Consider the following 13,404-nt stretch of genomic DNA (forward strand, 5'->3'; position numbering starts at 1 on the left):
GTCAGCAAACGCATCCATGATCGACGGCATCTCTCGTTCCGGCAAAAAGCGAGAGTAAACCTGAACACGCCGCAACGAACAACCGCTCCAGCCCTTTAGCCACGGGCCTCTTCATGCGGAAGCCCTGGGCCCCTTCCGCATAACCTTGATCTGCCTCAAGTTTCGGCCCGCGTTTCGCGACGGTCTGCCGCAGCGCAGCACTCGGCATCGGAAAGCCGTCCTTTTAAAATTGGCACGTCAGGCGCAAAAGGATTAAAACAGCTTCACGGCCGTCATAAATCCGACGTAAAGTCGCCCCCAATCAGACTTAAATCGATTCAGGATAATCGCCTTGATCTCGATCAATAAAGAGCCTGCGCCGCCTCCCCCGCGGCCGGCCGGCACGATCGGCTGGCGCGCGCGCATCGCCGCGTGGGCACGCGGCCCGACCCTCGCCCGCGACATCACCCTGGTGCTGATCGTCAAGCTGATCCTCCTGATGTCGCTCAAATACGCATTCTTCAATCATCCGCAGGCCGAGCACATGTCGTTGCCGCCTGCCGCCGTCGCCGAGAAGCTGCTCTCGGTACCGGCGCCTGCATCTACCGAGGGAGACCACCATGATAAGTAGTGAAGTCGTCGATCTGTCACGTCTGCAGTTCGGCATCACGGCGCTCTACCACTTCCTGTTCGTGCCGCTGACGCTCGGCCTGTCCTGGCTGCTCGTCATCATGGAAGCGGTGTACGTGATGACCGGCAAACAGGTCTACAAGGACATGACCCAGTTCTGGGGCAAGCTGTTCGGGATCAACTTCGCGATGGGCGTGACGACCGGCATCACGCTCGAATTCCAGTTCGGCACGAACTGGTCGTACTACTCGCACTATGTCGGCGACATCTTCGGCGTGCCGCTCGCGGTAGAAGGCCTGATGGCGTTCTTCCTCGAATCGACGTTCGTCGGCCTGTTCTTCTTCGGCTGGAACCGCCTGTCGAAGGTCAAGCACCTGATGGTCACGTTCCTCGTCGCGCTCGGCTCGAACCTGTCCGCGCTGTGGATCCTCGTCGCGAACGGCTGGATGAACAACCCGGTCGGCGCCGAGTTCAATTACCAGACGATGCGCATGGAGATGACGAGCCTGTTCGACGTGCTGTTCAACCCGGTCGCACAGGTGAAGTTCGTGCATACGGTGTCGGCCGGCTATGTGTCGGCGGCGATGTTCGTGCTCGGCGTGTCGTCGTGGTACCTGCTGAAGAAGCGCGACGTCGACTTCGCGCTGCGCTCGTTCGCGGTCGCGGCCGGCTTCGGCCTCGCGGCGACGCTCTGCGTGATCGTGCTCGGCGACGAATCGGGCTATACGACCGGCGAAGTGCAGAAGATGAAGCTCGCCGCGATCGAATCCGAATGGGAAACGCAGCCGGCACCCGCATCGTTCACGCTGATCGGCATCCCGAACCAGGAAGAACAGCGCACCGACTATGCGATCAAGATCCCGTATGCGCTCGGCCTGATCGCGACACGCTCGATCGACGAACCGGTGATCGGCCTGCGTGAACTCGCGAAGCACAGCGAGGAGCACATCCAGAGCGGGATGGTCGCGTACGGCGCGCTGCAGAAGATCAAGCAGGGCGACACGAGCGACGCGACCCGCGCGCTGTTCGACCAGCACAAGCAGTACCTCGGCTACGGGCTGATGCTCAAGCAGTTCACGCCGAACGTGGTCGATGCGACGCCCGAGCAGATCAAGGCCGCCGCGAAGAAGACGATCCCGCCGGTCGCGCCCGTGTTCTTCTCGTTCCGGATCATGGTGTTCCTCGGCTTCCTGTTCGTCGCGACGTTCGTTGCCGCATTCTGGTTCTGCGCGCGCCGCGAACTGCTGCAGGACAACCGCCGCTGGTTCCTCCGCTATGCGGTGTGGGCAATCCCGCTGCCGTGGATCGCGATCGAATTCGGCTGGATCGTCGCCGAGCTCGGCCGCCAGCCGTGGACGATCGCCGGCGTGCTGCCGACGCACCTGTCCGCGTCGAGCCTGCAGCCGAGCGACCTGTACCTGAGTCTCGCGGGCTTCATCCTGTTCTATACCGCGCTGTTCGTCATCGAGATCAAGCTGATGTTCAAGTACGCGCGCCTCGGCCCGTCGTCGCTGCATACCGGCCGCTATCACCACGAAATCGCGGCCGCCAGCGAGCGCGCCCCGGCGTGAGCACGCACCTGAAACGGAACAAGGAATCGCTATGGACTATGCAACTCTCAAGCTGATCTGGTGGCTGCTCGTCGGCGTGCTGCTGATCGGCTTCGCCGTCACCGACGGCTTCGACATGGGCGCGACCGCGCTGCTGCCGTTCCTCGGCAAGACCGACGAGGAACGCCGCATCATCGTCAACACCGTCGGCGCGACGTGGGAAGGCAACCAGGTGTGGCTGATCACGGCCGGCGGCGCGATGTTCGCGGCCTGGCCGCTCGTCTACGCGGCGTCGTTCTCCGGCTTCTACTTCGCGATGCTGCTCGTGCTGTTCGCGTTGTTCTTCCGGCCGGTGGGCTTCGACTATCGCAGCAAGCGGCCCGACCCGCGCTGGCGCGCGGGCTGGGACTGGGGCCTGTTCGTCGGCGGCTTCGTGCCGGCGCTCGTGTTCGGCGTCGCGTTCGGCAACCTGCTGCAAGGCGTGCCGTTCAAGTTCGACAGCGACCTGCGCGTGACCTACTACGGCGGCTTCTGGGCGCTGCTGAACCCGTTCGCGCTGCTGTGCGGGCTCGTCAGCCTCACGATGCTCGTCGCGCACGGTGCGGCCTTCATCAAGATGAAGACGGAAGGGGTGATCGCGCGCCGCGCGTCGGTCGCGCTGCGCGTGGCGTCGTTCCTCGCGGTCGTACTGTTCGTGCTGGCCGGCGTGCTGGTCGCGTCGACCATCGGCGGCTTCCACATCACGCACGCCGCACCGACCGATACGGTCGCGAACCCGCTGCTCAAGGACGTCGCCGCCGGCTCGGGCCTGTGGCTCGCGAACTACGGCGAATTCCCGTGGATGATCGCGGCGCCCGTCGTCGCGATCGCGGGTGGCCTGATCGCGCTGCTGCTCGCCGGCTCGAAGCAGGAGAAGACGGCGTTCTTCTGCACGGGCCTGATGATCACCGGCGTGATCCTCACCGCCGGCTTCTCGATGTTCCCGTTCATCATGCCGTCGTCGCTCGACCCGCGCAGCAGCCTGACCGTATGGGATTCGACGTCGAGCCACATGACGCTGCAGGTGATGCTGTTCGCGGTGATCGTGTTCCTGCCGATCGTCCTGCTCTACACGAGCTGGGTGTATCGCGTGATGCGCGGCAAGGTCACGCGCGACGTGCTCGAAGAGAACAAGCATTCGATGTATTGAAGCTTTGAACCGGGCCGGGGCGCACATGCGCCCTCGCCCACCGTTTCGCAAGGAGTCGGATCATGTGGTATTTCAGCTGGATTCTCGGTATCGGCGTCGCGCTGTCGTTCGGCATCGTCAATGCGATGTGGCTCGAAGCGCGGCAGAAGACACAGGAAGCGCCCGTGCGTGCGCGTCGCGACTGACGCGCATGGCCGGTCATGCGGCCGCCGTCCGGAAGGAACCTCGCCTCGCGCGAGGTTTTTTTTCGCCCCGGGCCGGCCGGACAGGCCCGTCACACCGATGCCAATTTAGCGCCAGATTGATACCACTTGAATACCAATAAAAGGTTTCATAAGATCTTTGGACACGGCCGCTGACAGGCCGAATCCTTCCGGGTGGGGGAGACATGCGAATCCCGTATGTGGCGCGCGCTGGCGCGCCATTGCGCCGTCGGCGTGCGGCGGCTGGTTGCGCGTCGTCGGCGAGCGCTGCCGTCATCGACCGCGTCGGTCGCGCGCGCGCCTTTGCCCATGGGCACGTCGTCACGGCATCAAGATCAGCAGCAGCCGCTGCCGTGCGCCGCCGATGAAAACGCGCACCCGCCCGCGCCGATCCGACCGGCACGCCTGCCCGCCACCCGTTCCGTAACGCACGCGCCCGCGTGCCGACTTCGCGCGGAGCAGCCGCATCGCCCGCGCACCCTGTTGTCCCCGCAGCTCCGTTGAAAGACCCGCTCGCAGCGACGTCATCCCGTGACGCCGCTACGCCCCCTTTTGTCTCAGGAGTCCGCATGAACCGAACCTTGTCCACCCTGTTTGCCGGCCTGCTGGTCGCGGCACTGTCGCCGGTCGCGCTCGGCGCGCTGCCGGCGTCGAGCGCGGCGGTCGCGACGGCCGGCGCCGTCCGTCCACCCGTGCCGCCGGCCGATCTCGCGGCGCGGTTGTCGAACGGCCTCGCGTTGCGCGTCGCCGTCGACAACAATCATGCAGCCGCGGCCGGCGTGCCGTGCGCCGATCTCGGCGCCGACGGCGCGGCCTGCGCGACCGGCCGCCTGATCCTGCAGAACCGCGGCCACCAGGCGATCGCCGACGGCGGCTGGAAGCTCTACCTGCACAGCATCCGCCGCCTGCTGCGAATCGACCGCCCCGGCTTCGTGCTGCGGCGGCTCACCGGCGACCTGTACGAACTGACGCCGCAACCGGGCTCGGTGCGGCTGGCACCGGGCGAGCGCATCGAACTGCCGTTCGTCGCCGAATACTGGCTGCTGCGCTACAGCGACGTGATCCCGCGCCCGTACGTGGTCGTCGACGGCGCGCCGCCCGCCGTGCTCCGCTACAACGACACCGACGACGAGCTCCGCTACGTCGAATCGCTGCCGGCCGACGCGCAGAACAACTCGACCGGCAATGCGCCGCCCGTGGCCGCACGGCCCGATGCGAGCCGCGCGCTGCCGAGCGTGAAGCGCGAGCAGCCGCTGCCCGGCATGCTCGACCTGCGCGGCGTCGAGCTCGCGCTGCCGAACCTGCCCGACGCGCAGGTCGCGGCACTGCGCGAACGCGCAAGCACGCTCGGGCTCGACGGTGCACGCGTGCCGGTATGGGGCGTGGTCGCGCCGCGCCGACTGCCGGCCGACATCGCGACGCCGGGCGGTTACCGGCTCGCGATCGGGCCGCGCGGTGCGTTCATCGAGGCGTACGATCGCGCCGGCCTCTACTACGGGGTGCAGACGCTCTACTCGCTCGCGCCCGTTGGCGGCGGCCCGATCCCGGCGATGCTCGTCGAGGATGCGCCGCGCTTCACGCATCGCGGGATGCACGTCGATCTCGCGCGCAACTTCAAGCACCCGGCGACGCTGCGCCGCCTGATCGACCAGATGAGCGCGTACAAGCTCAATCGCCTGCACCTGCATCTGTCCGACGACGAGGGCTGGCGCATCGAGATTCCCGGCCTGCCCGAACTGACCGAGATCGGCTCACGCCGCTGCCACGACCCGAGCGAGACGCGCTGCCTGCTGCCGCAGCTCGGCTCCGGCCCGGACAACCGCTCGGGCGGCGGCTACCTGACGCGTGACGATTACGTGTCGCTGGTGCGCTACGCGGCCGCGCATTTCGTGGAGATCATCCCCGAGATCGACATGCCCGCGCATGCGCGGGCGGCCGTCGTGACGATGGAGGCACGCTACAAGCGGCTGCATGCGGCCGGCCGCGAGCAGGAAGCGAACGCGTACCGGCTGCTCGATCCGCAGGACACGTCGAACCTGACGACGGTGCAGTTCTACGACCGGCGCAGCGACCTGAACCCGTGCGTGCCGGGCGCGCTCAATTTCGCGTCGAAGGTGATCCGCGAGATCGCGGCGATGCATGCGGACGCGCAGGCGCCGCTGCACATCTGGCACTACGGCGGCGACGAGGCGAAGAACATCTTCCTCGGCGGGGGTTTCCAGCCGCTGAACGGCACCGATCCGAACAAGGGGCGCATCGACCTCGCCGCGCAGGACAAGCCGTGGGCGCGTTCGCCCGCGTGCACGGCGCTGCTCCAGCGCGGCGAGATCAAGTCGATCGACGAGCTGCCGACGCGTTTCGCGCAACAGGTGAGTGCAGCGGTCAGCGCGAACGGGATCGACACGATGGCCGCGTGGCAGGACGGCATCAAGCATGCGAACGGGCCGCAGGACTTCAGCACGCGCCACGTGATGGTGTCGCTGTGGGACACGATCTTCTGGGGCGCATCGGACAGCGCGCGCGACCTGAGCGGCAAGGGCTACCAGACGGTGCTCGCGCTGCCCGACTACCTGTACTTCGACTTCCCGTACACGCTCAACCCGCGCGAGCGCGGCTACTACTGGGGCTCGCATGCGACGGACGAGTACAAGGTGTTCTCGCTCGCACCCGAGAACCTGCCGCAGAACGCCGAAGTGATGGGCGACCGTGACGGCAACACGTTCGAGGTGACGGGCACGGGCCCCGCGCCGCGCATCGAAGGCATGCAGGGACAGGCGTGGGGCGAGGTGATGCGCAACGACACCTTCCTCGAATACATGACCTACCCGCGGCTGCTGGCGCTCGCCGAGCGCGCGTGGCACCGGGCCGACTGGGAGTTGCCGTATGCGGCCGGCGTGCGCTTCAGGCGCGGCGACACGCATCACGTCGACATCGCCGCGCTGCAGCGCGACTGGGCCGGCTTCGCGACGCTGCTCACGCAACGCGAATTGCCGAAGCTCGACCGGGCCGGCGTCGGCTACCGGAAGCCGACCTTCACGCTGACGAATCCGTGATCGGCTGAGCGGTTGCATGGCTGAGCGACGGCGCGACGCAGGCGAACGCATCGCGCCATCGCCCGCACCCAAGAAAAACGGCTTGCGACGCATCGCAAGCCGTTTTCGTTTTGCCGGCCGGCCCGAAACCGCAGCGCGGATCGGATCGGCTTCAACGCATCAGCATCAGGCCGGTTGTGCGGCCGCCCCGCTGCCCGACGGCGGCAGGCGCGCGCCGAGCTGTTCGGCATAGCGTGCCGCCGCGTTGCCGCAGACGATGTGGAACGTGTCGAGCGACACCCACGCGACGTCGAGCGCACCGAGACGATCGCGATCGACCGCCGACGGATCGCGCACGACCACACGCAGGCGCGTGGTCGCGACCGCGTCGAGCGACACGACGTTGGTCGCGCCGCCGAACACCGCGAGCCAGCGCGTCGGCTCCGGATCAAGCGGGCCGGCGGCCGCGCCCGTGACGGGCTGTGCCGCGGCGGCCGTCGCCGTCGATGCTGCGCCTGCCGCGCCACTGCCGATGGCCGCACGCATCTCGTCGGCAATGATGTCGGCCTCGGGCCCGATGATCACCTGCACGCTGTTGCCGCCGCGCTTGAGCACGCCGCGCGCGCCGATCGACTTCAGTTCCGGCTCCGAGACCTTCTCCGGATCGACGACGGTCAGGCGCAGGCGCGTCGTGCACGCGTCGACGACCGACAGGTTGCCTGCCCCGCCGAGCGCGGCGATGTAGCGTTGCGCACGCGGCGCCGCAGCCGTCGCAGCAGCACCTGCAGCCGGCGCAACGAAGCCGCCCGATGCGTACGATTGCTCGGCCGCGTCGGCCGATGCCGGCTCACGGCCCGGCGTGGCCATGTTGAACTTGCGGATGAAGAAGCGGAACAGCCCGTAGTACGCGGCGCCGTATGCGATGCCGAGCGGAATCGCGATCCAGCCCTTCGTCGACAGCCCGTAGTTCAGCACGTAGTCGATCGCGCCGGCCGAGAACGTGAAGCCGAGCTTCACGCCGAGGATCTGGCAGATCGCGAGCGACAGGCCCGTCAGCACCGCGTGGATCACGTACAGCACCGGTGCGAGGAACATGAAGCTGAATTCGATCGGCTCGGTCACGCCGGTCAGGAACGACGTGAGCGCCATCGAGAACAGCAGGCCGCCGACCATCGTGCGGCGCTCCTTCGGCGCTTCGTGCAGCATCGCGAGACACGCGGCCGGCAGGCCGAACATCATGATCGGGAAGAAGCCGGCCATGAAGGTGCCCGCGGTCGGGTCGCCCGCGAAGAAACGGTGCAGGTCGCCGTGCACGATCTCGCCGCCGGCGGGCGGCGTGAAGTTGCCGAACACGAACCATGCGAGCGAGTTGATGATGTGATGCAGGCCCGTGACGAGCAGCAGGCGGTTCAGGAAGCCGAACACGAACGCACCGATCGCGCCCGCCGTCGTCAGCCACTGGCCGGCCGCGTCGATCAGATGCTGGACCGGCTGCCAGACGTACCCGAACGCGATGCCGAGTATCACGCAGACCAGGCCCGTGATGATCGGCACGAACCGTTTGCCGCCGAAGAACGCGAGGTAGTCCGGCAGCTTGATGTCCTTATAGCGGTTGTACAGCAGGCCCGCGACCACACCCGCGATGATCCCGGACAGCACGCCCATGTTCAGCTTGGGATCGATGTCCTTCATGATCGCGGTTTCGATCAGGTAGCCGATCGCGCCCGCGAGCGCAGCCACGCCGTTGTTGTCCTTCGCGAAGCCGACCGCCACGCCGATCGCGAACAGCAGCGGCAGGTTGTCGAAGATCGCACCGCCGGCGTCGGCGATCATCTTGATGTTGAACACGTCCGGCTGGCCGAGTCGCAGCAGGATGCCGGCGACCGGCAATACCGCGATCGGCAGCATCAGCGCCCGGCCTAGACCCTGTATTTTCAGAAACGGATTCCCGTTCATTCAGTCCTCCAATCCTTGTCTCGTCGTTAATCGTCGTTGACCTAATTGCTTTCGTCTTGAAACCGGTCGCGAACCTGCCGTCGACGCTCAGTCGAGCGGCCAGACCTCGCGGCTTGCTGCTCTTACCGCCTGTGCCGAATCGAGCGCGAGCAGATCCTGCGCGCGCTGACGGCACAACTGGTAATCGAGACGGCGCACCCGCGCCTTGATGCCCGGCACCGATACGGGGTCGACCGACAGTTCGGTCACGCCGAGGCCCACCAGGACCGGCACCGCGAGCGGATCGCCGCCGAGTGCGCCGCACACGCCCACCCACTTGCCGTGCTTCGCGGCGCCGCGCACCGCGATGTCGATCAGGCGCAGCACCGCCGGATGCAGGCCGTCGGATTGCGCTGCCAGGTCGGCCTGGCAGCGGTCCATCGCGAGCGTGTACTGCGTCAGGTCGTTGGTGCCGATCGACAGGAAATCCGCGTGCTGCGCGAGCTGGTCGGCCAGCAGCGCGGCCGACGGCACCTCGATCATCACGCCGACCTCGATCGGCTCGGTGCGGCCCTGCGCACGCGCGAATTCGTCGATGCGCTTTTTCAGGCGCACGAGCTCGCCCGCGTCGGTCACCATCGGCAGCAGGATGCGCACCGCGCCGAACGGCTTCACCGCGAGCAGGCCCTGCAACTGATCGTCGAGCAGGTCGGGGCGCACCTGCGCGAGACGGATGCCGCGCAGGCCGAGCGCAGGGTTGGGCTCGGGCGGCAGCGTCAGGTAGTCGACTTCCTTGTCGGCGCCGACGTCGAGCGTGCGGATGATCGCCGTGCGGCCCTGCAATGCGTCGACGATCGACTGGTAGCTCTGCTGGTGTTCGACGACCGTCGGCGCGGCCTGGCGATGGATGAACATCAGTTCGGTGCGCAGCAGGCCGACCGCGTCGGCGCCGTTATCGACCGCGGTGTTCGCATCGTCGAGCGTCGCGATGTTCGCGGCCACCTCGATCGCGCGACCGTCGACCGTCGCGGCCGCCTCGCCGGCCAGTTGCCGGTTCGCCTCGCGCACGCCGTCCAGGCGCTGGCGTTCGTGCCGCGCGCGCTCGACGTCGAGCGCGGTCGGGGCGTGTTCGAGCCGGCCCGCGCTCGCATCGACGACGACTTGCGTGCCGTCCGGAATCGCGTACAGCGCATCGCCGACCGCGACCAGCGCGGGAATGCCGAGCTGCCGCGCGATGATCGCCGCGTGCGACGTCGCACCGCCGCGCGCCATCACGAGCGCGGTCACGCGCTGGCGATCGAGCGACGACAGGTCGGACGGCGTGAATTCCTCGGCCGCGAGCACCGCTTCGTCGGGCAGCGCACGCGCGGCACCGTTCGTATGGCCGAGCGCACGCAGCACGCGCTTCTCGATGTCGCGCAGGTCGGCCGCGCGTTCGGCGAGCAGTGCATCGTCGAGCTTCGACAGCGTGTCGATCTGCGTGCGGATCGTCGCGCGCCAGGCGAAGCCCGCGCTCTTGCCGAGGCTGATCAGGTCGCGCGCCGCGTCGATCAGCGTCGGGTCTTCCAGCAGCACGCGGTGCACCGCGAAGATGCCCGCTTCGCCGACCGCGCCGCGCGCCGATGCGTTGCGCACCGTTTCGTCGAGTTCGGCGTCGACGGCCTTCAGTGCCTGGTCGAGCTGGCGGCTTTCCGTGGCCGGCGTGCCGGCGGCCTGCTCGGGCGGCACGATTTCCGCATCGTCGAGACGCACCAGCGTGCCGACCGCGATGCCGGGCGCCGCGCATACGCCCGCAAGCGTGTTGGGGTCGATGGGGGCACCGACGTTGCGCGCGACCGTCTGCGGCGCGGGCGACCTCATCCGCGCCGGTTGCTCCTCGACTTCGCCGTGCGCTTCGCGCAGCAGCTCGTGCTCGACCGCATCGACGGCCTGCTGCGCGTGCGCGCCACGGCCGACCAGTTCGACCGTCGCGCCTTCGCCGGCGCCGAGGCCGAGCAGGCCGACGACGCTCGCGATCGACGCCTTGCGGCCGTCGAACAGTACGTCGACGGTCGCGTCGAACCCGCGCACGGCCTCGCGCGCCCGCGCGGCCGGCCGCGCATGCAGGCCGCCCGGCTGCGCCAGCACGATTTCACGGCGCACTTCGTTCTGCGCCGCGGCACCGGCTTGTGCCGCCTGCACGGCCGCTTCGCCCTTGCCGCGCAGCGCGAGCAGCGGCGTCTCGCCGGCCGTCGCGAAGCCGCTGGCACGATCGACGACCTCGAACGCATCCGAATTGGCAATCGCGATCACCGACACGAGCGAATGCGCGCTGCGCGCCACCGCGTCCTGGTCGAACTCGATCAGCAGCGTGCCCACCTCGACACGCGCACCCGCCTCGACGTGCGCGATGAAACCCTGCCCGTTCAGCTCGACCGTGTCGATGCCGATGTGCAGCAGCACTTCCGCGCCTTGCGGCGTCGTGATCGTCACCGCGTGGCCCGTGCGCGCGAGATGCGACACGACGCCCGCGCACGGTGCGACGAGCTGGCCCGCGAGCGGGTCGATACCGATGCCGTCGCCGAACATCCCGCCGGAGAACACCGGATCGGGCACGTCGGCCAGTGCGACGATCGGCCCCGTCATGGGGCTAAGCAGGACGATCTGATCGTGGGTGGGGCTCTTCAACTGGGACTCCTCGGCGCGTCTCATCGGCTGTCTCGGCTATCAGTGCGTTTCGGTGACTTTGTTCAGGTGGCGCGGCGTGTCGGGATTGCGGCCGCGCGCAACGGCGAGATCCGCCGCCATCACGTAGAACGAAAGAATGGCGGCGATCGGGTCGAGCGCCGAATGGGCGGACTGCGCGAGCGGCAGCGTCGCGCCGGGTATGCCGGCGGGCGCCGCGAGCAGCACGGCGGCGCCGCGGGCGCGCATGTCCGCGGCAAGCTGCAGCAGGCCGGCCTGCTCGGGCCCCGGCGGCGCGAACACGAGCAGCGGATAGTCGCGGTCGATCAGCTCCATCGGGCCGTGACGGACTTCGGCGCTCGAGAACGCCTCGGCCTGGATGCCGGACGTTTCCTTCAGCTTCAGCGCGGCTTCCTGCGCGATCGCGAGGCCCAGGCCGCGGCCGATCACGATCATCCGCTCGACACCCGCCAGCGCGGCAACGGCCTGCGACCAGTCGAGCTGGCCGGCTTGCGCGAGTACGTCGGGCAGGCCGCGCAGCGCGCTCATCAGCGCGGCGTCGCGCTGCCAGTACGCGACGATCTGCGCGGACAGCGACAGCATCGCGATATAGCTCTTCGTCGCGGCCACCGACAGTTCGGGGCCGGCGAGCAGCGGCAACTGGTGCTCGCACGCGTCGGCGAGCGGCGACGGCAGCACGTTCACGGCGGCGACGGTGCGCGCGCCGGCTTCGCGCAGCGCGGCCATCGTATTGACGAGATCGGGGCTCTTGCCCGACTGGGAGAAGGCGATCGCGAGCTGGTCCTGCACCTTCAGCGGCGCCTGCTGCAGCGTCGCGACCGACATCGGCAGCGACGCGACCGGCACGCCGAGGCGGCTCATCGTCAGGCTCGCGAAATAGCTCGCGGCGTGATCCGAGCTGCCGCGTGCGACCGTCAGTGCGACGGCCGGCGGGTGGTCGAGCAATTGGCCGGCGAGCGCTTCGACGCGCGTCGTGTCGGCGATCTGCGCGGCGACGACCTGGGCGGACTCGCGCGCTTCCTTAAGCATATTCGACAATCGATTCTCCTTCGACGTAGGTCGCGGTGAGGTTCAGGTCGCGGTCGAACACCGCGAGGTCGGCCCATGCGCCGCGCTCAAGGCGGCCGCGATCGGCGACGCCGAGGTAGTCGGCCGCGTAGCGCGACATCCGGTTCGACACGTCGGCGATCGGCAGGCCGAGCGACACGAGATTGCGCAGCGCCTGGTCCATCGTCAGCGTGCTGCCGGCGAGCGTGCCGTCGGCAAGCCGCACGCCGCCGAGGCACTTCGTCACGTGCTGGCTGCCGAGCCGGTATTCGCCGTCGGGCATGCCCGTGGCGGAGGTGCTGTCGGTCACGACGTACAGGCGCGGGATCGCGCGTAGCGCGGCCCGAATCGCGCCCGGGTGGACGTGCAGCAGGTCGGGGATGATTTCCGCGTATTCAGCATGAGCAAGCGCCGCACCCACCAGACCCGGGTTGCGGTGATGCAGCGGCGACATCGCGTTGAACAGGTGCGTGAAACCGCACGCGCCGTGCTTGAGCGCGGCCACCGCGTCGTCGTAGGTCGCGAGCGAATGGCCGAGCTGCACGCGCACGCCGCGCGCGGCCATCTCGCCGATGATCTCGATGTGGCCGGCGATTTCCGGCGCGAGCGTGACGACGCGGATCGGCGCGATCGACAGGTACTTCAGCACTTCGTCGAGCACGGCCGACACGGCCGCGTCGGGCTGCGCACCGAGCTTGCCGGGGTTGATGTACGGGCCTTCGAGGTGCACGCCGAGCACGCGCGCGCCGCCCGGCGTGCGGGTGCGCGCGACGGTGCCGAGGTTGCCGACGACTTTCATCAGTTCGTCGCGCGGCGCGGTCATCGTCGTCGCGAGCAGGCTCGTCGTGCCGAATTGCGCGTGCGTGCGGGCGATCGTCTCGATCGCGTCGCCGCCCTCCATCACGTCCGCGCCGCCACCACCGTGCACGTGCAGGTCGATGAAGCCGGGCAGGATGTAAGGCGCGTCGTTCTTCGCGGGATCGACGGGCTTGCCGTCGAGGGTCGTGATGCGGCCGTTCTCGCTATCGAGCGAACCGTGAATCCAGCCGTCGGGGGTAAGGATGTTTCCAGTCAGCATGACGTTCTCTTGATGATCTGGTGACGCGGGCATCCGCGTCGTGATTTGCAAATCCGTGTCGTTGCTTCACGCGTGT

At 68.2% G+C, this 13,404-nt stretch carries 9 protein-coding genes; 5 read left to right on the forward strand and 4 right to left on the reverse strand.

The genetic code is table 11. The features are described 5' to 3' along the window. Window positions 1-331: 331 nt before the first annotated feature. The 5 genes from cydP (at window position 332) to CFB82_RS15775 (ending at window position 6,604) form a co-directional block, all read left to right on the forward strand. Window positions 332-610 carry a cytochrome oxidase putative small subunit CydP gene (gene cydP / locus CFB82_RS15750; RefSeq protein ID WP_011353248.1) on the forward strand — a complete coding sequence of 93 codons (279 nt, stop codon included), beginning with the start codon at window positions 332-334 and terminating at the stop codon, window positions 608-610. Continuing rightward, window positions 600-2,180 (forward strand): cytochrome ubiquinol oxidase subunit I, encoded by a 1,581-nt coding sequence (locus CFB82_RS15755; protein ID WP_069248907.1) that lies wholly within the window; start codon window positions 600-602, stop codon window positions 2,178-2,180. The genes cydP and CFB82_RS15755 overlap by 11 nt, the downstream gene beginning before the upstream one ends. Before the next feature lie 31 nt (window positions 2,181-2,211). Beyond that, window positions 2,212-3,348 carry a cytochrome d ubiquinol oxidase subunit II gene (cydB, locus tag CFB82_RS15760; protein ID WP_089484613.1) on the forward strand — a complete coding sequence of 379 codons (1,137 nt, stop codon included), beginning with the start codon at window positions 2,212-2,214 and terminating at the stop codon, window positions 3,346-3,348. Between the two features lie 62 nt (window positions 3,349-3,410). Beyond that, a complete protein-coding gene (gene cydX, locus CFB82_RS15765; protein ID WP_006477761.1) occupies window positions 3,411-3,533 on the forward strand; it encodes a cytochrome bd-I oxidase subunit CydX in 123 nt (40 codons plus the stop codon). A gap of 587 nt (window positions 3,534-4,120) precedes the next feature. Further along, a complete protein-coding gene (locus CFB82_RS15775; RefSeq protein ID WP_089484614.1) occupies window positions 4,121-6,604 on the forward strand; it encodes a family 20 glycosylhydrolase in 2,484 nt (827 codons plus the stop codon). Between the two features lie 165 nt (window positions 6,605-6,769). Here the strand turns inward: CFB82_RS15775 and nagE are convergent, their stop codons facing one another. The 4 genes from nagE to nagA all read right to left on the reverse strand — a co-directional run bounded on the left by nagE (window position 6,770) and on the right by nagA (window position 13,328). Next, window positions 6,770-8,539 carry an N-acetylglucosamine-specific PTS transporter subunit IIBC gene (gene nagE, locus CFB82_RS15780; RefSeq protein ID WP_089484615.1) on the reverse strand — a complete coding sequence of 590 codons (1,770 nt, stop codon included), beginning with the start codon at window positions 8,537-8,539 and terminating at the stop codon, window positions 6,770-6,772. An 87-nt stretch (window positions 8,540-8,626) separates the two neighbouring features. Continuing rightward, window positions 8,627-11,209 carry a phosphoenolpyruvate--protein phosphotransferase gene (gene ptsP, locus CFB82_RS15785; protein ID WP_089484616.1) on the reverse strand — a complete coding sequence of 861 codons (2,583 nt, stop codon included), beginning with the start codon at window positions 11,207-11,209 and terminating at the stop codon, window positions 8,627-8,629. 15 nt (window positions 11,210-11,224) lie between these two features. After that, window positions 11,225-12,232: an SIS domain-containing protein gene (locus tag CFB82_RS15790; RefSeq protein WP_089484617.1), complete on the reverse strand. Its 1,008-nt coding sequence runs from the start codon at window positions 12,230-12,232 to the stop codon at window positions 11,225-11,227. Then, window positions 12,225-13,328 (reverse strand): N-acetylglucosamine-6-phosphate deacetylase, encoded by a 1,104-nt coding sequence (gene nagA, locus CFB82_RS15795; RefSeq protein ID WP_048247011.1) that lies wholly within the window; start codon window positions 13,326-13,328, stop codon window positions 12,225-12,227. Before nagA ends, CFB82_RS15790 begins: the two co-directional genes overlap by 8 nt. Window positions 13,329-13,404: the final 76 nt, after the last annotated feature.

This window comes from Burkholderia sp. HI2714, assembly GCF_002223085.1.
In the GTDB taxonomy this organism is placed as follows: Bacteria; Pseudomonadota; Gammaproteobacteria; order Burkholderiales; family Burkholderiaceae; genus Burkholderia; species Burkholderia lata_D.

What these genes read in the sequence shown, in the direction of transcription:
- CFB82_RS15755 (WP_069248907.1), top strand. Translation starts at nt 600, where the DNA reads ATGATAAGTAGTGAAGTCGTCGATCTGTCACGTCTGCAGTTCGGCATC.
- cydB (WP_089484613.1), top strand. Translation starts at nt 2,212, where the DNA reads ATGGACTATGCAACTCTCAAGCTGATCTGGTGGCTGCTCGTCGGCGTG.
- cydX (WP_006477761.1), top strand. Translation starts at nt 3,411, where the DNA reads ATGTGGTATTTCAGCTGGATTCTCGGTATCGGCGTCGCGCTGTCGTTC.
- CFB82_RS15775 (WP_089484614.1), top strand. Translation starts at nt 4,121, where the DNA reads ATGAACCGAACCTTGTCCACCCTGTTTGCCGGCCTGCTGGTCGCGGCA.
- nagE (WP_089484615.1), bottom strand. Translation starts at nt 8,539, where the DNA reads ATGAACGGGAATCCGTTTCTGAAAATACAGGGTCTAGGCCGGGCGCTG.
- ptsP (WP_089484616.1), bottom strand. Translation starts at nt 11,209, where the DNA reads ATGAGACGCGCCGAGGAGTCCCAGTTGAAGAGCCCCACCCACGATCAG.
- CFB82_RS15790 (WP_089484617.1), bottom strand. Translation starts at nt 12,232, where the DNA reads ATGCTTAAGGAAGCGCGCGAGTCCGCCCAGGTCGTCGCCGCGCAGATC.
- nagA (WP_048247011.1), bottom strand. Translation starts at nt 13,328, where the DNA reads ATGCTGACTGGAAACATCCTTACCCCCGACGGCTGGATTCACGGTTCG.